Annotated in this window: 21 protein-coding genes and 1 tRNA gene; 13 read left to right on the top strand and 9 right to left on the bottom strand. The window is 56.9% G+C overall.

Features of this window, described 5'->3' with window-relative positions:
* The first annotated feature begins 25 nt into the window (after positions 1-25).
* A complete protein-coding gene (locus BQ9846_RS10095) occupies positions 26-1300 on the top strand; it encodes an HlyC/CorC family transporter (RefSeq protein ID WP_075880839.1) in 1275 nt (424 codons plus the stop codon).
* Here BQ9846_RS10095 and BQ9846_RS10090 read toward each other — a convergent pair.
* Both BQ9846_RS10090 and BQ9846_RS10085 read right to left on the bottom strand, forming a co-directional pair.
* Positions 1297-1938, bottom strand: coding sequence for a 1-acyl-sn-glycerol-3-phosphate acyltransferase (locus BQ9846_RS10090; protein WP_075880838.1), 642 nt, complete (start codon positions 1936-1938; stop codon positions 1297-1299). The two genes, BQ9846_RS10095 and BQ9846_RS10090, sit on opposite strands and share 4 nt — an antisense overlap.
* A gap of 17 nt (positions 1939-1955) precedes the next feature.
* On the bottom strand, positions 1956-2570 hold the full coding sequence (locus tag BQ9846_RS10085; protein WP_075880837.1) for a TetR/AcrR family transcriptional regulator: 615 nt from the start codon (positions 2568-2570) through the stop codon (positions 1956-1958).
* 205 nt (positions 2571-2775) lie between these two features.
* On the opposite strand from BQ9846_RS10085, the gene BQ9846_RS10080 reads away from it, so the two are divergent.
* On the top strand, positions 2776-3450 hold the full coding sequence (locus tag BQ9846_RS10080; RefSeq protein ID WP_075880836.1) for an SOS response-associated peptidase: 675 nt from the start codon (positions 2776-2778) through the stop codon (positions 3448-3450).
* 9 nt (positions 3451-3459) lie between these two features.
* Positions 3460-6303, top strand: coding sequence for an insulinase family protein (locus tag BQ9846_RS10075; protein ID WP_075880835.1), 2844 nt, complete (start codon positions 3460-3462; stop codon positions 6301-6303).
* A gap of 48 nt (positions 6304-6351) precedes the next feature.
* Here the strand turns inward: BQ9846_RS10075 and sbcB are convergent, their stop codons facing one another.
* From sbcB to minC, 4 genes are all read right to left on the bottom strand, one after another.
* Entirely contained in the window at positions 6352-7851 is a 1500-nt protein-coding gene (gene sbcB / locus BQ9846_RS10070) for an exodeoxyribonuclease I (protein WP_075880834.1), read from the bottom strand.
* Positions 7852-7932: 81 nt separating this feature from the next.
* Positions 7933-8184, bottom strand: coding sequence for a cell division topological specificity factor MinE (gene minE / locus BQ9846_RS10065; protein WP_075880833.1), 252 nt, complete (start codon positions 8182-8184; stop codon positions 7933-7935).
* Positions 8181-8999 (bottom strand): septum site-determining protein MinD, encoded by an 819-nt coding sequence (gene minD, locus BQ9846_RS10060; RefSeq protein ID WP_075880832.1) that lies wholly within the window; start codon positions 8997-8999, stop codon positions 8181-8183. Before minD ends, minE begins: the two co-directional genes overlap by 4 nt.
* A 245-nt stretch (positions 9000-9244) precedes the next feature.
* Positions 9245-9994 carry a septum site-determining protein MinC gene (gene minC, locus BQ9846_RS10055; protein ID WP_075880831.1) on the bottom strand — a complete coding sequence of 250 codons (750 nt, stop codon included), beginning with the start codon at positions 9992-9994 and terminating at the stop codon, positions 9245-9247.
* A gap of 231 nt (positions 9995-10225) precedes the next feature.
* Here minC and BQ9846_RS10050 point away from each other — a divergent pair, with 231 nt between their 5' ends.
* Positions 10226-13042 carry a DUF349 domain-containing protein gene (locus tag BQ9846_RS10050; RefSeq protein ID WP_075880830.1) on the top strand — a complete coding sequence of 939 codons (2817 nt, stop codon included), beginning with the start codon at positions 10226-10228 and terminating at the stop codon, positions 13040-13042.
* Positions 13043-13150: 108 nt separating this feature from the next.
* Here BQ9846_RS10050 and phbB read toward each other — a convergent pair whose 3' ends face one another.
* Positions 13151-13897, bottom strand: a complete 747-nt coding sequence (gene phbB / locus BQ9846_RS10045) for an acetoacetyl-CoA reductase (protein WP_075880829.1) — start codon at positions 13895-13897, stop codon at positions 13151-13153.
* Positions 13898-14185: 288 nt separating this feature from the next.
* Between phbB and BQ9846_RS10040 the strand changes: the two genes are divergently transcribed.
* A tRNA-Met gene (locus BQ9846_RS10040) sits at positions 14186-14262 on the top strand.
* 162 nt (positions 14263-14424) lie between these two features.
* On the opposite strand, the gene BQ9846_RS10035 is transcribed toward BQ9846_RS10040, so the two are convergent.
* Positions 14425-14649, bottom strand: coding sequence for a helix-turn-helix domain-containing protein (locus BQ9846_RS10035; RefSeq protein WP_075880828.1), 225 nt, complete (start codon positions 14647-14649; stop codon positions 14425-14427).
* A 151-nt stretch (positions 14650-14800) separates the two neighbouring features.
* On the opposite strand from BQ9846_RS10035, the gene BQ9846_RS10030 reads away from it, so the two are divergent.
* The 8 genes from BQ9846_RS10030 to BQ9846_RS09995 all read left to right on the top strand — a co-directional run bounded on the left by BQ9846_RS10030 (position 14801) and on the right by BQ9846_RS09995 (position 22146).
* Complete coding sequence (locus BQ9846_RS10030; protein WP_075880827.1) at positions 14801-15040, top strand: hypothetical protein; 240 nt, start codon at positions 14801-14803, stop codon at positions 15038-15040.
* Positions 15033-16271 (top strand): site-specific integrase, encoded by a 1239-nt coding sequence (locus BQ9846_RS10025; RefSeq protein WP_075880826.1) that lies wholly within the window; start codon positions 15033-15035, stop codon positions 16269-16271. The genes BQ9846_RS10030 and BQ9846_RS10025 overlap by 8 nt, the downstream gene beginning before the upstream one ends.
* Positions 16258-17214, top strand: coding sequence for a TraI domain-containing protein (locus BQ9846_RS10020; protein WP_075880825.1), 957 nt, complete (start codon positions 16258-16260; stop codon positions 17212-17214). The genes BQ9846_RS10025 and BQ9846_RS10020 overlap by 14 nt, the downstream gene beginning before the upstream one ends.
* Before the next feature lie 448 nt (positions 17215-17662).
* Positions 17663-18328, top strand: coding sequence for an ABC transporter permease (locus tag BQ9846_RS10015; RefSeq protein WP_075880824.1), 666 nt, complete (start codon positions 17663-17665; stop codon positions 18326-18328).
* Positions 18329-18371: 43 nt separating this feature from the next.
* Positions 18372-19532: an ABC transporter ATP-binding protein gene (locus BQ9846_RS10010; protein ID WP_075880823.1), complete on the top strand. Its 1161-nt coding sequence runs from the start codon at positions 18372-18374 to the stop codon at positions 19530-19532.
* A 2-nt stretch (positions 19533-19534) separates the two neighbouring features.
* Positions 19535-20266, top strand: a complete 732-nt coding sequence (locus BQ9846_RS10005; protein WP_075880822.1) for an ABC transporter permease — start codon at positions 19535-19537, stop codon at positions 20264-20266.
* Positions 20267-20326: 60 nt separating this feature from the next.
* A complete protein-coding gene (locus BQ9846_RS10000; RefSeq protein ID WP_075880821.1) occupies positions 20327-21208 on the top strand; it encodes a glycine betaine ABC transporter substrate-binding protein in 882 nt (293 codons plus the stop codon).
* A 95-nt stretch (positions 21209-21303) separates the two neighbouring features.
* The gene (locus tag BQ9846_RS09995) at positions 21304-22146 is read left to right on the top strand and encodes a nitrilase-related carbon-nitrogen hydrolase (protein ID WP_075880820.1); all 843 of its coding nucleotides are present in this window, start codon (positions 21304-21306) and stop codon (positions 22144-22146) included.
* A 51-nt stretch (positions 22147-22197) separates the two neighbouring features.
* Here the strand turns inward: BQ9846_RS09995 and BQ9846_RS09990 are convergent, their stop codons facing one another.
* Positions 22198-23634, bottom strand: coding sequence for a CoA-acylating methylmalonate-semialdehyde dehydrogenase (locus BQ9846_RS09990; RefSeq protein ID WP_235818952.1), 1437 nt, complete (start codon positions 23632-23634; stop codon positions 22198-22200).
* Between the last annotated feature and the right edge of the window lie 12 nt (positions 23635-23646).

Raw genomic sequence — 23646 nt, 5'->3', positions numbered from 1 at the left:
CGATACGCAACAAAGGACGCCCAACTTGAGCGACGACTTCCCTCTGGGACTACTCTTTAGCCTGCTGGCGCTACTCGTCTTACTGTCCGCCTTTTTCTCCAGTTCCGAGACCGGCATGATGTCGATCAACCGCTATCGCTTGAGCCATCAAGCCAATAGCGGGGACACGCGGGCGAAACGCGTCCTGCACCTTCTGGCGCGCCCAGATCGCCTGATTGGCGTCATCCTGATTGGCAACAACTTCGTTAATAACCTAGCGGCGTCGATCGCCACCATTATCGCCATTCACTTTTTTGGCGAAGTGACCGGTCCCGCCGTCGCCACCGCCCTTTTGACCATCACGATCCTGATTTTTGCCGAAGTCACGCCCAAAACCTACGCGGCGATCAACCCCGAGCGTATCGCCTCCCCCGCCTCGCGCGTACTAGTGCCGCTGTTAAAGCTGCTCTACCCGCTGGTGGTGCTGGTCAACGTCATCTCCAACGGCTTGCTGCGCCTAGCCGGGGTAAAAAGCGTGGAGAGCGGCGGCGATAGCCTAACCCGCGATGAGCTTCGTACCGTGGTACACGAAGCCGGCAGCATGATCCCTTACCGCCACCAGGCTATGCTGTTGTCGATCCTGGACCTGGAGAACGTCACCGTTAACGACATCATGGTGCCCCGCCACGAAGTGTTGGGTATCGATCTTGATGACTCGCTTGAAGACATTCTGCAGCAAATCCGCACCAGCCAGCACACCCGGCTACCGCTTTACAAGGGCGACATCAACAACATCATCGGCATGCTGCACCTGCGCAACGCGGCACGCTTTCTCTCGCGCCCCGAGGTCACTAAAGCAGCGATCGTCCAGGAGGCGCGCGAACCCTACTTCATTCCCGAATCCACGCCGCTACACACCCAGCTGCTCAATTTCCAGAAGCAGAAGCGCCGCATCAGCATTGTCGTGGACGAGTATGGTGACGTAGAGGGCTTAGTGACGCTTGAGGACATTCTCGAAGAGATTGTGGGCGAGTTCACCACCGATGTTTCGGAGGATGAGGAGATTCACGCGCAGGCGGATGGCAGCCACGTTATCGAAGGGACCGCCAATATCCGCGATATCAACAAACTGCTGGGGTGGCACTTACCTACCGACGGGCCCAAGACCCTGAATGGCCTGATGCTTGAGCACTTGGAGTCTTTCCCCGATGGCCCGGCCTGCCTGCAGATCGGCACCACGCGGATGGAAATCCTGGAGATGCGCGACAACCTGATCACCTCGGCACGCTGCTGGCAAGCGGTTAGAAGCGGCCGACGTTAAGGGCGAATATCCTCAGCCGCGGCGGCTTTAAGCACCCGCACCCGCGCCTCAAGATAGCGACGCAGCGCCACGTCCTGGGTCGTGGCGCGTGGGTCCACCGGCGGGCCAAAGTGTAAGCTCACCCGCGCGCGAAAGCGCCTGGGCCACTTCTTCAATGCCGGCCCGCCATGATTAGACGTCCACGAGCCCCAAAGCCCCGCCAGCCCCGCCGGAATCACCGGCACATGATCGCGGGCCAGTATCGTCTCCAGGCCGCGCCGAAAGGTGTGCGTTTCGCCATCGGGAGTTAACCGCCCCTCGGGAAAGACCATCACGATCTCTCCGTTTTTGAGCGCCTGGCTTACCTCCTCCAGCGCACGGCGCAAAGCACCGGGGTCGCGCCGCTCTGACTCAATCGGGATAGCGCCCACCAGTTGAAACCACCACTTCAGCCACGGCGACTCAAAAATGGGCCGATCCATCACAAAGCGCACCGGCCGCGGGCTCGCTCCACCCAGCACCAGCGCATCCATGAAACTGACGTGGTTGCACACCATCAGCGCCGCGCCCTCTTTAGGCACATGCTGCTGGCCGCGCACGGTTAATCGGTAACAGACCCGCATCAGCGCCAAGATCACCCAGCGCAACCCACGGCGCATGTGGAGAACCGGCTTTGTCACTCAACGACTCCCTGGTGACGAAGTCCCGCCAGCACCGTGCTCAGAAGCTGCTCGATGAGCTCATCGACTTTAAGCTGCTGCCCCTGCCAATAGCCTAGCCGCTCATTGAGCCCCAACTGCACCAACCCATGCACACTGCCCCATAGCGTTCGCGCCAAGCGGCGTGCCTCAAGTTCATCAAGCTTAGGCTGGTAGCGCTTTAGGCAGGTTTCAACCTGCGTGAAAAGCGCTTCGATCAAATCACTTTGGCGCTGGTCGAGCTCCCCCTCCTCGGCGAGGGGATAGTCAAACAGCAACTGCCAGCGGTAGCACGCCTGCTCGGCGAACTGCCAGTAGGCGTGGGCCAGCGAGCGCAGCCAGGGCTCTGGGTCGTCATCCGCCAGCGAGGTAATGGTGTGCTGCAAGCGTGCCAGCGTTTCGACGTTGACATGCTGCAGCAAGTTATTGAAGCTGCCGTAGAGTTTCAGTAGCGTACTCGGCGCGCACCCCACCTCGCGCGCGATGGCGCGTAGCGATAAACCATGCACGGGCTTCTCCGCCAACCACATGTCGCAAGCGTGCATTACCTGCGCGTGGAGGGCATCGGGCGCATGCTGTCGTGGACGGGCCATGGCGATCTCTTCAGGTTTACCGCAAAAGGAGGAAAGCCTTCTGCACTGTTGCGTGGAAAGGGAATGCGATAGGATACCTTAGATCGAACACTGTTTTCGATACGCTTTCAACACGAATGTTGTATGGCGCGTCATTCCCTACGCTTTTTCGTCCCATGCGGATTTCACCCCACGCTTTTTGGCTTTTCGCCCTTGGGAGGCTCGTGTGACCGGACGCCTTTATGTTCGCGACAACGTCTTGCCCGACGCATGGGCCGTTAGCGTCGTCGATCCCCTGGTGACATCACCTAACTTGGCGCCGCGCCAAGGGGTGTCGGCGATCCGCTGGGAGCAGGGTGAGCGGCGCCTCAACACGCTCTTTTGGGGCCTAACCCCGCCATGGCTTACCGTGCTTGACCATGCGCCCCACTGCGCACGGGCCGAAACGCTGGAGACCCGCCCGATGTTTCGCGATGCCTTTGACGCACGGCGCTGCCTTATCCCGGTCAACGGCTTTTACGTGTGGAAAAATAATCCACGGAGCAAACAGCCCTACTTGATTACCCACGTGAAGCGCGCACCGCTTTTGCTTGCGGGGATTTGGTGTCGCTATCACACCACCCTTACCCAATTCGCCGACTCCATGGCGCTGATTACCGTCCCCGCCAACGCCTGGTTATCACCGCTCACCGACCGCTTACCCGCCTTGATTGCGCCTGGCGACATGGATCGATGGCTACACCCGGCAACCGACACCGTCGAGGCGAAACAGCAATTAACTCCCGCGCCATTGGAACTGTTGGGCGCTTTTCCGGTATCAAAGCATGTGAACAATCCCGCCTATCAGTCACCGGCTTGCGCGCACCCCGTCGGGCCGATGCTGCAATGGGCTTCGACCTAGGAGTCGTTGATGTTACGAGTTACTGCGTTGCACACGCATCGCCCTTTTACACTTTCGCCACTTGCGGTGGGCACGGCCCTTGCGCTAAGTCTTATCGCCACCCCTGCCAGCGCTAACACGGCTGATGGCGTCAGCGACACCGTCACCCCTATCGTGAGCCCTTTCGACGAGCGCAACTACCGCGTGCTCACCCTGGAGAACGGGCTGCAAACCCTGCTGGTCAGCGACCCCGAGGCCGATAAAGCCGCCGCCTCGATGAACGTACGCGTCGGCAGCGCGCAAGACCCCGACGACCTCCAAGGGCTGGCGCACTTTCTGGAACACATGCTGTTTCTGGGCACCGAGCCCTACCCGGAATCGGACGCTTACCAGCGCTATCTCTCACGTCATGCCGGCTCGCACAACGCTTTTACCGCGCCGCAAGACACCAACTACTTCTTTGATATCGCGCCGTCGGCGCTACCGGGCGCGCTTGACCGCTTCAGCGCCTTTTTTCTCTCGCCGCTTTTTAACGCCGAAAAGCTCGAAAGTGAGCGCAATATTGTCCACTCCGAGTATATGGCGCGCATCCGCGACGAAAGCCGGCGCGAAAACGACGTGCTTAACCAGGTCTTAAACCAAGAGCACCCGATGACGAGTTTCTCCGTGGGCAGCCGCGAGACCCTGGCCGACCGCCCGGAAGGCGAACCTTCGCTACGTGAGCGCGTTATCGATTTTTATCATCAGCATTACGACGCCAATATCATGACGTTGGCGATCGTCGCGCCGCAGTCACTGGATACGCTAGAAGCGTGGGTTGCCGAGCGCTTTGCCGCCATTCCCAATCGCGGGATTGACGCCCCTGAGATCGACGCACCGCTTGTCGATGAACAGACCTTGCCGATTTACCTGGAGCGGCACTCGCTGAAGGATAGCCGCCAGGTGCGCTTTCACTTCCCGATCCCGGACCCCATCGACGACTACCGGCACCAGCCGACCCAGCTTCTCGCCCATTTAATTGGCGATGAGAGCGAGGGCAGTATCCTGGCCGTGCTGCGCGATGCCGGCCTCGCTGACGGCCTCTCCGCCGGCGTTGGCCGCCGCGATGGCGAGCACGCGCTGTTTAGCGTCTCGGTTAGTCTCACACCGGATGGTGCCAAGCGCCTTGACGACATCGAAGCCACGCTTTTTGCCAAGATCGACAACATTCGCGCGGGTGGCCTGGAAGAATGGCGTTACGAGGAGCAAGCCAACCTACGCGAGCAGGCCTTCCGTTTTCAGCAACACGGCGCGCCGCAGCAAGAAGCCACCGGGCTTGCCATGAACCTATCGCGCTACCCGGCCGAGGACGTGCAGTATGCCCCTTACCGCATGGATGGCTTTGACGCCGAGATGCACCGCACCTACCTCGAGAACCTGACACCCGATAAGGTGCTACGCGTATACTCCGGCCCCGAGGTGGAAAGCGAGCAGATCTCGCCCTGGTTTAACACCCAGTGGCAAAAGCTAACCTCCACCGCCGATGGCGTGGCACTGGCGGGGCTTACGCTGCCCGACCCCCACCCGTTCATCGCTGAAGATTTAACCCTCATCGAAGGCAGCGACGCGGAGCCACGCCCCCTGGTTGAAGCACCTACGTTCCAGGCCTGGCACATGCAGGAGGATCGCTTCAACACACCCAAGGTAGAGTGGCGCGTGAGTTTGCAGCACCCCAGCACCAGCTACTCTGCCGAAGAGGCGGTATTAACGCGCCTGCTGGCGCAGTGGCTCAACGACAGCCTGAACGAATCGCTCTACCCCGCGTGGCTGGCCGGGCAGTCGTTTAAATCCTATGCCCATTCGCGCGGTGTTACCTTGGCCTTTTCCGGCTGGCGCGATGGCCAAGCCCCGCTGATTGAGCGCACGCTCACGCAGCTGGCAGATGGACACATCTCTCCCGGGGCATTTGAACGGGTGAAGTACCAGCTGCAGCGCGGGTGGCGTAACGCGCCGGATGAATCCCTCGTGCGGCAAGCGCAGCGCACGCTAGGCGAAGCGCTTCTTACCCCACAGTTCTCGAGCGAGGCACTGTTAGCGGCGAGTGAGCGCTTAGAGCGCCACCATCTTGAAGACTTCCGCGAACGCTTCCTGGAGCGTCTCTACGTCGATGCCATGGCCGTGGGTAACATAAGCGAAACCGACGCCAAAGCGCAGGCCGAAGCCATTCGCGGCCAGCTGCGCCCGCGCTTAACGCGCGACGATGTTCCCCAGCTCACACCCCTTGAGGCCAGCGCTGAGCCGCCCATATTGCACCCCAATAGCACGCGGGATGAGTCGTTGGTGCTGCGCTACCTGCAAGGCGACGACACCACGCTTGCGCAGCAGGCGGCGGTGAGCGTACTGGCGCAGTGGCTGGAGACCCCGTTTTATCAACGCCTGCGCACCGAAGAGCAGCTTGGGTATATCGTCCATGCCGGTTACTCACCGCTGCTTGACGCCCCTGGGATTGCGCTGATTGTGCAGTCATCGGATGCTGACAGCACTACCATCGCCGAACGGATGGACGCGTTTTTACAGGAGGCCGAAACGCGCTTGAGCGAATTCGATAACGCCGCGCTCGCCCCTTACCGGCAAGCGGTGCATGAGCGCTTCACTCAGCGCGATAACAGCCTAGAGGCGCTGGCCAACCGCCACTGGCAAGCCACCGCGCTGGATGAGGTTGAGTTCAATCGCCGTGAAAAGCGCGCCGATTTGGCCCTTGAAGTGACAGCAGAGGAGCTACGCGCCTTATGGGAGACCCTAAGCGAGCGTGCGCTCGATATTCGCTTCAACCCGGGTGACGAGAAAAGCGATGTAAAAGCCTATCGCGAATCGCTTGAGGCGCTTGCCCGTTAACCGCGTGTTGACGCAACACACCTGGAGGGGTTTGCCCCTCCCGGTGCGCTAATCGGCGTCAAAGGCTTGCGCCGGCAGGATCGCCTCGACGTGCATGACGAGCTCTTCCAGGATTTGTCGCTCGCGATCCGTGAGCGGCTGCTGGTTGTAACGCTCAATCTCGCGAGCAAAGTCTTTTAGCGTAAACCCTGCAAGCGCCGGATCATTTAGCCGTGACCAGCGAAACGCCTCCCACTGTGCAAGCTCTTCGCCCTCCAAGGTTTCAGGGTAGCTTCGCGCCCGATAGCGAAACAGCATCTCTTCCAAACGCGGATCTTGAAAGGCAAAGCGCTGCCCGACCAGATCCCACGGGTTCATGCTGCGCACGCGCTCCATCTGCTGTCGATCGGCGGGGGAGAAAAAACGGCCGGAGTAGAGCATTAAATCGGGATCCTGTACGCCCTCGGCATACCCTTGCGAAAACACCTCCGCCACTTTGTGGGCGACTGCCAAGAAGTTGTCGCGCAGGGTTTTCCAGTGGGTACGGCAAGCCGGCATATCCAGCCCCAGGCGCGCCACAATCTCACCGTATTCGCCCTGGTGTGGCCCGGCGACATCTTTCAAGGCGCTCGCCGGAAAGACCACCGGGCAGCGGTTGATATGGATCACCTTGAGGGGAATACGGGTTTCGCCTTCGGCCAAATCCTGCTGACTGACAAACACCCGCTCGCGCACTTGCTCCGCGGAGAGCGATAACAACTCGCTCGGGTCGACGCTTAAATCGTAAACAATCACCCCATTGGGGTTGGAGGGGTGCTCCGCGAGCGGCATCACCAGGGCACTACATCCGCGGCTTGCCGGATAGCGCCGGGAAATATGCAGTAGCGGCTTGGCATGAGGCAGGTCCAACAGCTTGGCCACGGCGCGCTTACCGCGAAGCACCAACAGGTAGTCGAACAAGTTGGCATTGCGCTCGCGCAAAAGCCGCGCCAGCGCAATCGTGGCACGCACGTCGGCCAGGGCATCGTGAGCGCCAGCGTGCTCGATGCCGTTGGCGGCGGTGAGGTCCTCAAGCTTAAAACTCGGTGCGCCATCGTCGCGCAGGGGCCACTCAATGCCCTCAGGGCGGAGGGCATAAAACGCGCGCACCACGTCGATTAAGTCCCAGCGGGAGTTGCCGTTTTGCCACTCCCGGGCGTAAGGGTCGAGAAGGTTGCGGTAAAAAAGATGGCGTGAGACTTCGTCATCAAAGCGCAAGCTGTTGTAGCCCACGACGCACGTACCGGGCTCACTCATATGGCGCAACACCTCACCGGCGAACTCCGCTTCGGGCAAGCCATTACGGCTGGCTTTTTGCGGCGTGATACCGGTGATCAAGCACGCCATAGGGTGCGGAATATCGTCATCGGCGGGCTTGCAGTAGAGCTCTATCGGCTCGCCGATTTCATTGAGGTCGGCATCGGTGCGTATAGCGGCAAACTGTGCCGGACGATCACGGCGCGGGTCGGCGCCAAAGGTTTCATAATCGTGCCAGAGAAAGTTGGCCGGGGCCGCGTTGGGGGGCGCCATGAAAACACGTGCTCCACGTTGGTTTTTAGCTAACGGGACTTCCGCTATGGGTTATGCGTGCTGAGCGTTTGTTAACGCAAATCAGGCCTTGGGTAGCGTGACATTAAGCTCCAGCACCGAGCAGTTGTCTTCGCTATCCAGCGAGATCTGGATCGCATCGTCGTCAACGTGGACGTAGCGACGGATAACCTCCAACAGCTCACGCTCCAGCATCGGCATGTAATCCGGCTGCCCACGCTGACTACGCTGGTGTGCCACAATAATCTGCAGGCGCTCTTTCGCCACCGAGGCCGACTTTTTGCGCTCGCGTTTCAAGAACTCCATAAGTTTCATCGACGACTTCCCCCAAACATGCGCGTCAGCAGGCCTTTTTTCTGGACTTGATGAAAGCGTAGCGGTACGTCTTCACCCAGCAGGCGCGACACCGTATCGGTATAAGCCTGCCCGGCGTCACTCCCCGCATCGTGGGTCACCGGCACCCCCTGGTTGGAAGCGCGCAGCACCGCTTCGGATTCCGGAATCAAGCCCAACAGGTCAATGGCCAGAATTTCGCGGATATCATCCAAGGTCAGCATATCGCCGCTGGTCACACGCTCCGGATTGTAGCGTGTGACCAGCAGGTGCTCTTTGATCGGCGCATCGCTGCGCTCGGCGCGCAGGGTTTTCGATGCCAGAAGCCCCAGAATGCGGTCGGAGTCACGCACCGACGACACCTCAGGATTGGTCACCACGATGGCTTCGTCGGCAAAATACATCGCCAACTGCGCCCCGCGCTCAATACCCGCCGGTGAATCACAGAGAATATAGTCAAAATCTTCTTTGAGCTTATTGAGGACGTCTTCCACCCCTTCCTGGGTCAACGCGTCTTTATCTCGGGTTTGCGAGGCGGGGAGAATAAATAAATTCTCGACCCGCTTATCGCGAATCAGCGCTTGATTCAGCCCGGCTTCGCCTTGAATCACGTTGACCAGGTCGTACACCACGCGGCGCTCGCACCCCATGATCAAATCCAGGTTGCGCAAACCCACGTCGAAGTCGATCACCACGGTTTTTTTACCGCGCAGCGCTAGGCCCGTAGAAATCGCAGCGGCGCTGGTGGTTTTGCCGACTCCACCCTTACCTGAGGTTACTACAATGATGTTGGCCAAGGTCTTCTTCCTTTTTGACATTGTGCACGCTCTACCTTCGTGCATCTCGCACGCTTAAGTCATGGGTCACGAATCTGCTCGTATCATACGCCACCGCTATGTACCGTGGCATCCCGCAAATGGCTGACGCTTTCGCTTTGACGTAAGCTTACGGGATCAACGGCGTGAGATTAAGTTTTCCTAATTTTTTTATATATGGCTATTGTGTGCTCATGGTGCCCGTCCACCACCATGGTGCTCCACCACTAGGCAAGCGGTTTTATCTCTAACTGCTCCTGCGCAAAATGCACTTCGGCGGGAGAGCCGAGCCGGCGCGCGTCGATATCTTCCAAGCGCTTATAGTTACCGGCCACCGACAACAGCTCGGCGTGCAGCTCACGGCAGTAAATCCCGGCGTCTAAATTGCCATGAATCCCGGCGAGCGCGCGGCCCCGTAGGGCGCCATAAACATGAATACTCCCCGCCGCCAGCACTTCAGCGCCGGCATTCACCGCGCCGATCACCACCAAGTCGCCCGTTGCCGCACTCACTTGCTGACCCGAGCGCACCGTGCCGCGGTATACCCGCGTGGCGTTCGATTCCGCGCTCTCCTCCGGCGCGTCTTGTTGCGCCTCCTCCTCCGCGCTGTCGTTCTCGGCGGCAATACTGGCCAAACGCTGCCCACGTGCCTCTTCCACCGGCGCAAACCAGCCAAGCCCTAGCGCCCACGCCGACTGTTTCACCGGATCGGCACCGCCGCGCACCGCCACGGGTAACAGTTTATGGTCTCGGCAGACCGCGCAAATCCGCTCTAGCGCCAAGTGTGGCGCATCGAGCTTTTCCACACTCAGGACAACCGGTGTATGCTGAAAGAACGCGGGCGATTGCGCGAGCTTGCCCTCGAGTTGCTGGCGGATCTGTTCAGGATCGGCGCTATTAAGCTCCATAACCGTCATGGGCAACATGCCGCCTTTAAAAGTGAAGGCCACGTCGGCACTATCCGCTTTTAGATTCATGGCCGAAACTCCATGTCGTGATCAGGTAGAATAGAAGTAGCGCATTCCCATGCGCGGCGGCGGTGGAGCTTACGCCCTCTGCTTTAAAAGGAAGCACCACTATTAAGGACGCATCAGCGACGATATGTCAGCCAAAGCTAAGCGACAGCGCGAGCAACTGCAACCGCCAAAAGGCGCTGATCGTTTTTTTTACGTATATTTTTCGCTAGGCACCGCACAGCAGGATGACCCATGCACGGACTGTTACGACGCCTGTTCGCACCTCGGTGGCAACATCCCGACCCCGAGGTACGTCGCCAGGCCCTTTCGCGGCTCGACCCCGCACAGCACGAGCAGCACCAAGCGCTAAAGACACTGGCCAACGATGACCAGGCGGATATTCGCTTGGCGGCGCTCACTGCCCTAGACGATCTCGATGGGCTAATAAATGCCTATCCTCAACAGAGCGATAATGCGGCGTGGTTCAACGCCCTCGTTGAGCGCTTATGTGGCCAAGCCGGCCAGCATGATTTAGCCAAGCGCCAAGCCAAGCTAAGCGAGCTCAATGATCCGCGCGTGTTCAACGCGGTAGCCCTTGGCGGTGACAACCTAGACTTACGCCTAAGCGCGCTTGAGCGGCTGAAAGCCGAAGACGATTTTATTCATCAAGCGTGCCATAACGCCGTGGTCGCGGTGCGCCACCGCGCCGCAGAGCAAGTGGAGAGCGAAGCCGGCCTTAAGCGCCTGCTCAAGGAGTCACGCCGCGATCGTCAGGTAATACGCCTTGCGCGTGAGCGTCTCAACCGCTTAAAGGCGGATGCCGAGTGGGAAAAAACGCAGCACGAGCGGCGTGAGGCACTGCTCCACGCCCTCGAACAGCATGCGAAATCGCCTTGGGAGCCGCTCTACGCCGGCCGCTTCCGTCATCTGCAACGCGAATGGGAGCAGCTCGAAAAGCCCCCTAGCGCCGAGCAAGATGCTCGCTATCAGCAAGCCGTGCTGAAGTGCCGAAAAATCCTTCATGACCATGAAGCCCAAGAGCATGCGCGCCAGCAGCGTCAACGCCATCAAGAAGCCGCCGATGTCACCCGAGAGCACCTCCTTGAGGGGTTAGAAGAGAGCTTAAACGGCTTGCAGCATGGCGAGCACCTAAGCCATCAGGATATCGACAGTTTGCGCGCCCAGCATCGGCTACTGGCCCAGCGCTGGCAGGCACTTTCAGATACCCATCTGCCAAGCGATTCCAGCAGTGAGCGCTACCACCTCGCCATGCAGCGCTATGAGCAAATCAGCGCGGCATGGGAGCGTTGGCTCACCGAGCAGCCGGCCATTAAGGAAGCGCTGCAAAATGCCGATGACGCAGCCCTCGCCGAACATGTCCGCGCCTGCCATTGGCCCCACGATCTCGTGGCGCCAGCGCTCCTTCAGCAGGCGCAAGCGCGCCTCAGCGCCCAACAAGAAGAGGACAGCGCCGCCGCGCCCTCCTCGACCATGCTGGAAGCGCTCAACCGCGAACTCGACAGCTTTGAGCAGTTACTTGAGCGCGGCGCTTTCAAAAGCGCCAGCCGCCTTCACCAACGCATAAAACCGCAAATCGAGGCGCTCAACGGCAAACAAACCAAACCGCTCACCTCACGGCTCAAACATCTTGGCGCCAGGCTTGCGGAGCTACGCGATTGGCGCGGCTTTGTCGCTGGCCCCAAGCGCGAGCAACTCTGCGCAAGCATTGAAGCGCTTGCAGACGAGTCACAGCTCACCGAGGCCGAGCTAGACCGCCGACACCGGCAGTTAGTGAAAGAGTGGAAGTCGTTAGGTGACGCCGCCGCCAGCCGTGAACTCTCCGCTCGCTTTCGCGCCGCCTCCGACCGCATTCATGAGCGCCTAGCGCCGTGGCGCGAGCGCCTAAACCAACAGCGCCAGGAGAACCTCGCTGCCCGCGAGGCGCTGTGTGAGCAGCTAGAGGCGCTGCTGGAGCAGCCCGCCGCCGATGCCGACCCCGACGTGCTGCGTGAAATTCGCGATAAAGCGCGCCATCAATGGCGCCATCACTCTCCGGTGCCGCGCGAGCAAGCCGAGAGCATTGGCCGGCGCTTTGGCCGTGTACGCCATCGCCTGCAGGCACTGATCGATGAGCGTGCTCACGCCATCGCCGAGCAAAAGCGCGAGCTCACCAAGCAAGCGCACGCCCTCGCGCAAGAGAGCGAAATGCCCATCAACGCGCGCACCCAACACGCCAAAAAGCTGCAGCAGCAGTGGCGCCAACTCGGCCGCGCACCCAAAGGGGAAGAACAAGCGCTGTGGAAAGCCTTCCGCCACGCCTGCGACCAGGTGTTTGCCCAGCGTGACGCCGAGCAATCAGAACGCGCCGCTCATCAGCAGCAAACGCTTGATGCCATGCAGGCACTGATCGAGCGGATGGATGCCTGGCAGCCCAATAGCTCGGCCGATGCTGATACACTCGAGGCATTTCTGCGCGAAGCCGAAGCGCTTGAGCCGCTTCCCCGAGGCCGGCGTAGCGACGGCATGCTAAAGCGCTTGAGTGGTATTGTTCGCGCTCGCCGTGAACGCTTAAACCGCTTAGAGATCGCCGCGCAAGTGGCCCAGTGGCAAGACATTCTGCCCCTGGTCAATGCGCATTTGGCCGCCGATCAACAAGCATTAGCCGCGCCTGAGACCATCACTGCCATCGATGCCGAAGCCATCCTCGACACTCCCTTACCGGCCGCGTTTTTGCCCGCCCACGAAGCTCGCAACGCCCAACGCGCCAAAGCCGCCACGTTCGATACCGCGCAGCAAGACGCCATAGGCGAAGAGCTAGCGCGACTGCGCGTTCACCTCTCGCTGCTCGCGCTCGGCCGCGTAAAACTCAGTGACGAACCGCTGCGCTTAGCCATTCAGGTCGAGCGCTTAAACGACGGCCTACAGCAGTCGCGTAGCCGCGCCGAAGAGCTTGAAGCGATCCTCACGGCTCTGCTCGCCCTCGGGCCAATGCCACAATCACTATGGAACGCCGAGGTGAACGAACTCGATGAGTTACTTTCACGGCTCGCTCGCCTACCGCCGCCATAACAGGCGGCTTGCATACAGCTAACACAATCACGCAAACAACAAAGCGGGAGGCTTTTGGCCTCCCGCTTTGCGTATCATCGTTATCAAGCAGTCGCTACTTAAGAGGGATTACCCCATAAATTGGCCACCGTTGATATCGATGTTGGCGCCGGTAATAAAGCCTGACTCTTTATCTGCCAAGAATGTTACCAAGCGGCCGATTTCCTCTGGCGTGCCGTAGCGCTTCACCGGAATGGTTTCGCGAATGGCTTCACGGACCTTCTCCGGAATATTCATGATCATATCGGTGGCGATATAGCCGGGCGAGACCGTGTTAACGGTAATACCCTTGGTCGCCGTCTCTTGCGCCAACGACATAGTAAGACCGTGCATGCCGGCCTTAGCCGCGGCGTAGTTCACCTGCCCGAACTGCCCCTTGCGACCGTTGATGGAAGAGATATTGATAATGCGGCCGTAGCCCTGCTCCAACATGCTCTCGATAACACCACGACAGGTGTTGAAGACGCTGTTGAGGTTGGTATCGATTACCTCGCTCCACTGCTCGTGCGACATCTTTTTCAGCGTGCCATCTCGCGTAATACCCGCGCAGTTCACCAGCACGCTGATCGGGCCGTGCTGACTTTCAATTTCGCGCGCACCGTCAAGGCACGCATTGAAGTCGGATAGATTAACGCCGGAAAGCGCAATATTGTCATAGCCGTCAGCTTTTTGCGTTTCCAACCAAGTTTTGGCTTTGTCGGGGTTATGGTAACCCGCCACGACTTGATAACCCGCATCCGCCAACGAGCGGCAAATTGCAGTGCCGATACCACCAGTTCCACCAGTTACCCAGGCGACGGGGGCTTGATTGGCCATAGACTACCTCCCTGATATGACGCATGACTTGGACTGTATGTATCGCAAGCCATTTACGAACAGGCGCGATTGCGCCGAAAATCAACGGCATGCTTATTACACTTATTCGCACATGCCGCTAACAAACCATGTTGTTGTAAACTAACGTGATAGCTTTGCATTTGTTAATACCAGCATAGCTTTAATACACCAATGTTGCAGCAGGATGGCACCAACGGCTATCAGGCGAAGGTTTGGAATTACCCCTTGACGTAGCAATAAAAAAGCGTAGTATACGCAACACGTTGATGCGGGGTGGAGCAGTCTGGTAGCTCGTCGGGCTCATAACCCGAAGGTCATCGGTTCAAATCCGGTCCCCGCTACCAATATTTTTAAAGGCAGATCAGTCACTTACTGGTCTGCCTTTTTTGTTGTCTTTAGCATACTAACTTCTTGTGACACATATGTGACGTATATGTGCCACATTGGCTCTACGCCCTCCTCCAAAATTTTTTTCTTATGACCTTCAGGCAACCAGCGCTAACCGTTTAATCTTTTTGTGTCTGCCCACGCTCATCTTGAAATTCCAACAAGTCTCCTACTTCACACTTGAATAATTTGCATAGCTTATCCAGTGCATCCAGCTCGACTCGTTGAGCCGTTTCCTTATAAAGCAACGTCACCGTGTTCCGATTAAGTCCCGTCTCACGCGCCACATCGACAATTTTCATTTTGTGCTCCCCCATCAAGCGAGCAAGGTGACAACGGACCATCTAAACCTCCCCAAAAGTATTTTTGTCATCTTGGATAGCAAAAAAACCTTGCAAATGGTCTAATGCTGCCTAAAATGACATTCAGGATGGCATTCTGATGTTTTGAATGCCTTTTAGCCACGCAGAATACCACTCCCCTTGGAGGTTTTCGATGGAAGCGTCATACACCTACCTAACGACTGAAGAGCTTGCTAAACGCATCAAGTACGACTGCCGCACTATTCGGCAACAACTCAAAGATAGCGTCCTGATCGAAGGCACTCACTACATTAAGCCTTTTGGACGCCGGAAAATCCTCTTTCTCTGGGAAGCCGTAGAGAAAGAAATGTTAAAAAATGCTGCCAGCAATATCGCCATTCCTATGGCTAACGGAGGTGTTAGCCATGGGTAAGGTTCGCAAGCGCAAAGAGACGGGTAAGCTTTATTTGGATTTTTTCTACCAAGGGCTGCGCCTTCGTGAACAAACCGCGCTGAAAGACACCCCAGCGAATAGAAAAAAGGTGGAACAGCTACTTGCCCGCGTAGAGGCAAAGATTTTATTGGGTGACTTTGACTACGCCGAGTTCTTTCCTGGTAGTAAAAACCTTCGCAAGCTGGGTTTAGACGGAGCCGCTAAAAGTCACACCGTCCCAGAACCTCATACTGGGAGCCATCAAGCACCTGCCGACACTCCCCTGTTCAGCGACTTTGCTGCGCAGTGGTTTGAAGAAAACAAGATCCAGTGGCGTGCCTCGCATGTGCGCAACGTCAGCTCGATTCTAGACAGCTCGCTGATACCAGCGTTTGGCAAAAAGACGGTTGGAGAGATCACCAAAGCCGACATCCTGGGGTTTCGGGCCAAGCTGGCCAAACGCAAAGGCCGCAGTGCGACGGGTGTGGTATCGCCCAAGACGATCAACAGCCACATGACCATTTTGCGGATGGTGTTGGATGAGGCGGCAGAGCGCTTTGATTTCGAGACGCCCTACAAGAACATCAAGCCGTTAAAGCTGCAGAAAACCCATATCGAGCCGTTTTCACTGCAAGAGGTGCAGCGCATCATCGATAACGTCCGGCCGGATTATCGCAACTATTACACCGTGCGCTTTTTTACCGGGATGCGTACCGGCGAGATTGACGGCCTGAAATGGAAAAACGTCGATTTTGCCAAGCGGGAAATTCTGGTGCGTGAAACGCTGATCAACGGGGAAACGGAGTACACCAAAACGGACGGTTCCCAACGTGAAATTCCCATGTTCGGTCAGGTATATGACGCCCTCAAAACGCAGTACGCGGCGACCGGGCATAAGAGCGAGTACGTGTTCTGTAATCAGCTGGGGCAGCCACTGGACCACAACAACGTGACCAAGCGGGTGTGGTACCCGCTGCTGAAAGCCCTCGGGCTGAACAAACGGCGCCCTTACCAGACCCGCCATACCGCCGCGACGCTCTTCCTGGCCTCGGGGGAAAACCCGGAATGGGTCGCGCGGGTACTGGGCCATAGCTCCACCGAGATGCTGTTCAAGGTCTACTCTCGCTACGTCCCCAATGCCACGCGCATGGATGGCTCGGCCTTTGAGCGTTTACTCGGTAACACGAGTCCTGTCACTTCTCGTAAGGAGGGTTCCCATGAAACCGCTTGAGGCTCACCGCCCTGCCCATCTTGCCCGTTCTTTCACGGGCACCTACCGGCTCACGGGACGTGTGGCGTTTTTTGATGATGTGAAAACGCCTTTCTTGAAACTGCGGTTAAGTGATTGCGAGGGGGATCACGTGGCGCTGCTGAATTTGGATAAAACGTCGGTACCCGAGCGCATCGGTCACTTGGACACGGTGACGGCCACCGGCGTGAAGTGCTTATCGGGCCCGTTCATGCTCCATGAATTTCGCCCAGCGACGCAAGATGAAGTAGACGCGCTAGCAACGTTGCAATCGTTACCCCGGGTTTACTGCCCGGTGCGGGAGACCTTTGACCAGCTCGTATCGACTGCTCAGTCATTGCACTCAGCGCATCTGCGTGAGTTTTTGACACGGGTATTGGAACGCCAAGATCGCATGGAGGCCTTTTTAAACGCCCCGGCGAGCGTGTCGTATCACCACGCCTATCCGGGTGGCTTGCTGCAGCATTCGCTGGCGGTGGCCAACAATGCCGTGGCGATGCTGCGCCTTAACGAGCCCGACACCTCACGCCTCATGCAGGAAACGTGCTTCGTCGCGGGGTTATTGCACGATATTGGCAAAACCTACACGTACGACTCGAAAGGGAAGCCGAATGCCGCCTGGAAGCTTTGCAGTCACGATGCGTTTACCTTGGAAGCCTGCGCCTACGGGCTGGCGTATTTGGATCATCACGCGCCAGACCTGGCGATCATGCTGCGCCATGTATGGACATGCGCTTCACCTGGGGCGCGATATGGCCAGCCGGCCGCGATGACATTAGCCCGCTATGTTCGTGATGCCGATGGGCAGAGTGCGATGGCCGATAACCAACAACGGGCGTTTAGCCGCACCGGTGGCTGGGGCTTTAGCCGTCTGGGTCAAAATCTCTTCTGGCGACCGGAAGGACCAACGTTACAGCCACAATAGTAATAGGTATGAAACCCTCCTAATGCCGCCGGCGAGTTCGTTTGGCGGCTTTTTTACGCGTCAAATTTCGGCCAAGAGCGGCCTTCCATAACGTTCCCATATACATTAATCGCCAGGGCTAAACACTAAATGGGTTTCGTTTATGACGCCTCACTTTGTACATGATTCCGCCTAAATAAATCACTACCTGACGTTTTTTCTGTACAAAAACCAAGATTAAAAGCTCACCACATTACCGCCATAAAAATTAACTATTGTGCTCTCTGATTGTGTCTATTACTCATCGTCATCCCAATTCCCGATAATCCCGCTACCCTTTTGGTAAGCTGCTTATCTTCTAACACATAGGAGCCGTGCTTGGACGGAGTACGCTATGACACCGTTCGTGTGTGTATGAGCACTTTTGTATAACGGCCCTAAATAACTATCTATAGTCAGGAGGCAGCGTTTGGAGCTACTTCATTACGCCTTAGATAATGCAGGCTTACTGCTGTCACGCACGATCGAGCATATTGCTCTTGTAGGCGTTGCTGTTGGCATTGCTACCTTGACGGGTGTGCCGATTGGCATCGCTATTACCAAAAATGAGCGTGTCGCGCAGGGTGTCCTTTACCTAGCGTCTATTATCGTCACCATTCCTTCCATAGCACTGTTTGGGATCATGATTCCCGTGCTATCGCTCATTGGGCATGGCATAGGGTATGTACCCGCGGTTATCGCGGTGTTGCTGTACTCACAGCTCCCTATCATCCGTAACACCTACACCGCTATTAATAACGTCAGTCCAGCGCTACGCGAGGCGGCGCGAGGCATTGGTATGAGTCCCAATCAGCGCCTGAGGCTGGTCGAAATCCCGCTCGCCGTGCCTGTCATTATGGCGGGAGTTCGCACGGCGGTCGTGCTCAATATTGGAGTCATGGCCATTGCCGCTTATATCGGAGCAGGGGGTCTAGGCACCTTCATCAGCCGTGGCATTTCGCAATCCGATCCGCGTCAGCTGATTGTCGGGGCGATCGCCGTCAGCCTGCTGGCCGTCATTGTTGATTACGCACTTTTATATCTACAAAAGCGTTTAACACCAAAAGGCATGAGCCTCGCGGCAAAAACGCCATGACGCTTCTTTCCTGACGTACATCTTAATCGTAAGAGACACCACAATGATTCGACTAGATAACCTGACGAAGGTGTTCGATACGCCCAAAGGCGCGGTGGTCGCCGCTGACCATATCAATATGGAAGTGCCGGAAGGGGAAATTTGCATCCTTTTAGGTCCTTCAGGCTGTGGCAAGACCACCACTCTCAAGATGATCAACCGCATCATCAAGCCCACCGCGGGTAAAGTTTTTATCAATGGGGATGATACAACCGGGCTCGATACCCAAACATTGCGCCGTAATATCGGTTATGTCATTCAGCAAATCGGCCTATTTCCCAATATGACGATCGAGGAGAACATCACCATCGTGCCGCAGCTTTTGGGTTGGGACAAAGCTAAGTATAAGGCACGGGCGCGCGAGATGATGGCAATGATCGCCCTGGAACCCGATGCATTTCTTAAACGCTTCCCCAACGAGCTCTCTGGGGGGCAACAGCAGCGCATCGGCGTCGCCCGCGCGCTCGCCGCCGACCCTCCCGTGATGCTGATGGATGAACCTTTTGGTGCCATCGACCCGATCAACCGTGCTGTCATTCAGGATGAGTTCCTCAAAATGCAGCAGGAACTCAATAAAACCATCATGTTCGTAAGTCACGATATTGATGAGGCCATTAAGATGGGCGATCGTGTCGCCGTCTTCCGCGAAGGCAAACTGGTTCAGTACTCAACGCCTGATGACTTGTTGGCCGCGCCTCAGAACGCTTTCGTGGAGTCCTTTCTCGGCGAGGACCGTGCGCTTAAGCGCTTAAACCTGGTGAAAGTGCGCGAAATTGTCACTGACGAAATCGGCACGGTAGTGCCAAGCGATACACTTGAGACCGCATTGGCAAAGATCGATGACTACGGTTATCAAAACGCCATTTTGATGGTGAATGAGCGAAAGCAGCCTGCCGGTATTATTAACCGCTCCGTTGCCCGCACCACCAAAGGTTACTGCCGCGATCATTTCCAGGCCGTGCCTGCCGTGGTGGGTCTTGACGATGACCTGCGTAAAGCCGCCTCCCTAATGTTTGCGCACGACCAGACCTGGCTTCCCTGTGTGAATGAAGCGGGGATAGTGTGCGGGCAAATCACTCAGCGTGCCATGACGAGCCATCTAGGGGCACGTTACCGCGCTCGCCAGGGGGATGATCGTACGCCATCGGCGGCCATTAAGGAGTAACCATGCCTATTCGATCCATAAAAGGGGCGCTTAAGGCACTGGTGCTGGTAGCTATTTTTTTCGCCGGTGTGTGGAGCCAGTCCAGCGGCATTATCGATGAGTTTGTGTGGTATCTACCTGACGTTCAGTATTTGATGGTGCAGCATATTTCGCTCACGGTTATGTCAGGTAGCTTGGCGATTTTGGTCGCCATCCCGCTGGGTATCGTGTTGTCGCGCCCCAAGATGGGGGGCGTCGCTGAGTCACTCATGCAAGTGCTTAACGTCGGCACCACCATCCCCACTCTTGCCGTGCTCGCGCTGTCGATGAGCTTTTTAGGCATTGGTACGGTACCGGCCGTTTTTGGCCTCTTTGTGGCCACCCTGCTGCCCATTACCCGTAACACCTATACGGGATTGAAGGGGGTTAACCCGGCGCTGATGGAGGCCGCCGCTGGCATTGGCATGTCGCCCATGCAACGGCTTTTCAAAGTCGAACTACCCAATGCCCTCTATGTGATTTTTGCCGGCATGCGCACAGCGCTAACCATCAATGTCGGCACGGTTCCCCTGGCCTTTTTGATCGGCGCTGGCGGCCTCGGTGAACTGATTTTTACCGGCATCGACCTTTACGACCCGATCATGATGCTTTCAGGCGCCATTCCCACCGCGATGCTGGCAATCGTGGTCGATGCACTGATCGCGCTTATTGCGTTTCTCGTTGTCCCCCGTGGGGTCAACCCCAGCCGCGCTTAGGTATCGCCACCCCCTAGGCTTCACTGACATAAGCTTCACTGACAAAAGAAGGATGCAATGATGAAAACATTAATCACAGCACTGACCGGTATTGCCCTCGCAAGCGGTGTCTCTTTCGCTAGCGCTAACGAAATCAGCGTTGGCGGTAAGAACTTTACCGAGCAGCAGCTCCTCTCCACCATGACCACCCAGTACCTGGATGGCTTGGGGTACGACGTCGATAACCGCTCAGGCATGGGCTCTGCCATTCTGCGCCAAGCGCAGGAAAACGGTCAGATTGACCTTTATTGGGAGTACACCGGTACGTCCCTTATCAACTACAACGACATCAGTGAAAGCTTAAGCCCCGAAGAAACCTACCAGCGGGTCAAGGAACTCGACGCCGAGAAAGGCCTTACCTGGCTCGAGCCGTCGGATGCCAACAACACCTATGCGCTGGCTATGCGCGAAGACGATGCCGAAGCACGCGGCATTAGCACACTCTCTGATCTGGCCGAAGCGGTCAATGATGGCAAGGACTTAACCTTTGCACTTAATGCCGAATTCTACGCCCGTGAAGATGGCTGGCGTCCGCTGATGCAAGCCTACGATTTCCGCGTGAATCGCAGCGCGGTAAGCCGTATGGACACGGGGTTGGTGTACCAAGCGCTGCGCGATGAAGAAGTCGATGTCGGCCTTGTGTTTGCCACCGATGGTCGCATTCCCGCTTTCAACTTTTACGTGCTCGAAGACGACCAAGGCTTTTTCCCTGCTTACGCCCTCGCCCCGGTAGTTCGCACCGAGACGCTGGAAGCCAACCCTGAACTTGCCAAACAGATGAATCGCCTTTCGGCACTGCTAGATGATGAAACCATGGCCGAACTCAATGCCAGCGTGGATGTCGAGCGCGAGTCAATTGAAGACGTAGCAAGGGGCTTCCTCGAAGAGAATGATCTGCTGTAACACGGCTAGGCGCTCGTGAATAGCATTGGCATAATACCTTGCCACATATCACAAGCCGCTCCACTGGAGCGGCTTTTTCATTGGGAGGAAGCCCATTGCATTACCAAGACAAGCTTCGCGTCGGTGCCGCGCAGATCAACAGTACACTAGGTGAGTTAAACCACAATCTAGATCGCCATTTGTCGCTAATTGCCAAAGCGCAGCAAGACGGAGTGGCATTATTGGTATTCCCGGAACTTTCATTGACAGGCTATCGATTGGGGAGCCGAGTGATGCAGGTGGCGATGCCTTTGGAAGATCCACGCCTTAAAATGTTGTCTGACGCATGCGGATCTATGCAAGTGATAGTGGGCTTTGTAGAAGAGGCAAGCCCTGGTGAGTACTACAACGCACTGGCTATCTTTCAGCACGGCCAACTTATGGCCGTGCATCGTAAGCTTAACCTTCCCACCTATGGCGGATTGGAAGAGGGCAAGTGGTTTACTCATGGCAGCGAACTGACCCACACCGATATTCGCCCTGGTTGGTCAGCCACCCAACTGATTTGTGCGGACTTATGGAATCCGGCTCTCGTACACGCTGCCCTGCTCGCCCGCCCGACAGTGCTTTGCGCTCCGATTAACTCGGCTAGCGGCATCGTCAGCGACGACTTTTCCAACGAAGAAAATTGGGCATTGAATACGCGGTTTTACGCCATGACCTACGGCACGCCGGTCATTATGGCGAACCGCTTTGGACCAGAGGGCGAGAGCCACTTCTGGGGCGGCTCACGCATTCTTGGGCCAGGAGGTGAAACGCTCGCGCAGGCTGACGATGAAGAGGCTCTGATTGTTGCAGACCTTTCCCGCACCGCTATTGCCAAGGCGCGCTTTGAATTACCCACGCATCGCGACGCGGATACACCTCTGGTCAGAGAACTTATGGCAGGTTATCGCTAGCAAAAACCTGCTTACCCGCCGGAAGAAATATCCGGCGGGCAGGGATAATGTTCAGTGGGAGGGAAAGTTAAACTGTGCCGACTCTTGCACACTGTCCTTCGGCCAACGCTGCGAAATTGACTTTCGCCGAGTGTAAAAACGAACGGCATCTGGTCCATAAGCGTGCAAGTCGCCAAACAGCGACTCTTTCCACCCCCCGAAGCTATGAAAGGCTACCGGAACAGGAAGTGGAACGTTGATACCCACCATGCCGACTTCAATCTCATCGGCGAAGCGGCGTGCAGCCTCCCCCTCTCGGGTAAACAAGCAGGTCCCATTGCCATACTGATGAGTATTAATAAGCGCAACGGCTTGGTCAAAGTCATCCACGCGAACGACACATAATACAGGGCCAAAAATCTCATCTTGGTAAATAGACATCGCTGAAGTGACATGATCAAACAGCGTTGCGCCAAGAAAGTATCCTGGGGCGTTGTCCACCAGAGGATGTTGGCGACCATCAACTTTTAATACCGCGCCGGACACTTCTCCTTGGGCGATATAGCCTGCCACACGATCGCGATGGGCTTCGTTTACCAACGCGCCCATATCCAACCCGGGCTCTGTTCCGGGTCCAATATTGAGATGTTTGGCTTTTTCAGCAATTTTGTCTACCAGCACATCTGCGGTTTGTTGCCCCACACACACAACTACTGAAATCGCCATGCAGCGCTCACCGGCACTACCGTAAGCAGCGCCAATCAAGGTATTGGCCGCATTTTCAAGGTCAGCATCAGGCAGTACGACCGCATGATTTTTCGCCCCTCCCAATGCTTGCACGCGCTTACCCAGCGCGCCACCGCGCTGATAGATCGCCTTGGCTACCGGTGTCGAGCCTACAAATGAAAGTGCTTTAACTTGAGGGTGCTCAATGAGCGCATCGGCGGCTTCACGGTCTCCCTGCACAACGCTAAACACGCCGGCTGGCAGGCCGGCTTCTTCAAGGAGTTCCGCCATTTTGATCGCCACGGAGGGCACTTGCTCTGACGGTTTCAAAATAAAGCAGTTGCCACACGCAATCGCCATGGGAAACATCCATAGCGGCACCATAGTGGGAAAGTTGAACGGTGTGATGCCAGCAACAATCCCCACTGGCTGATGGTTTGACCATGTATCAATGCCAGGTCCGGCGTTGTGGGAATACTCGCCCTTTAACAGCTCAGGTATACCACAAGCGTATTCGACATTTTCAATGCCACGCTTAAGCTCTCCCATGGCATCTTCCAGGACTTTGCCCTGTTCTTCGCTAATCAGTTCACATAGCGCCTCAGCATCACGTTCTAAGAGCATTTTGAAGCGATACATGACCTGAACGCGTTTGCTAGGTGGCATATCACGCCAAGTGGGGTACGCCGTTAATGCTTTGTTGACGGCAGAATTAACCGTACGTGCATCCGCCATTGCCACTTGGCGAACCACTTTTTCAAACGCCGGATGAGTTATGGTCAAGTCTGGTGTACA

Source organism: Vreelandella massiliensis, assembly GCF_900155385.1.
GTDB classification, from domain to species: Bacteria; Pseudomonadota; Gammaproteobacteria; order Pseudomonadales; family Halomonadaceae; genus Vreelandella; species Vreelandella massiliensis.
This window is presented reverse-complemented; position numbering and strand designations above follow the sequence as displayed.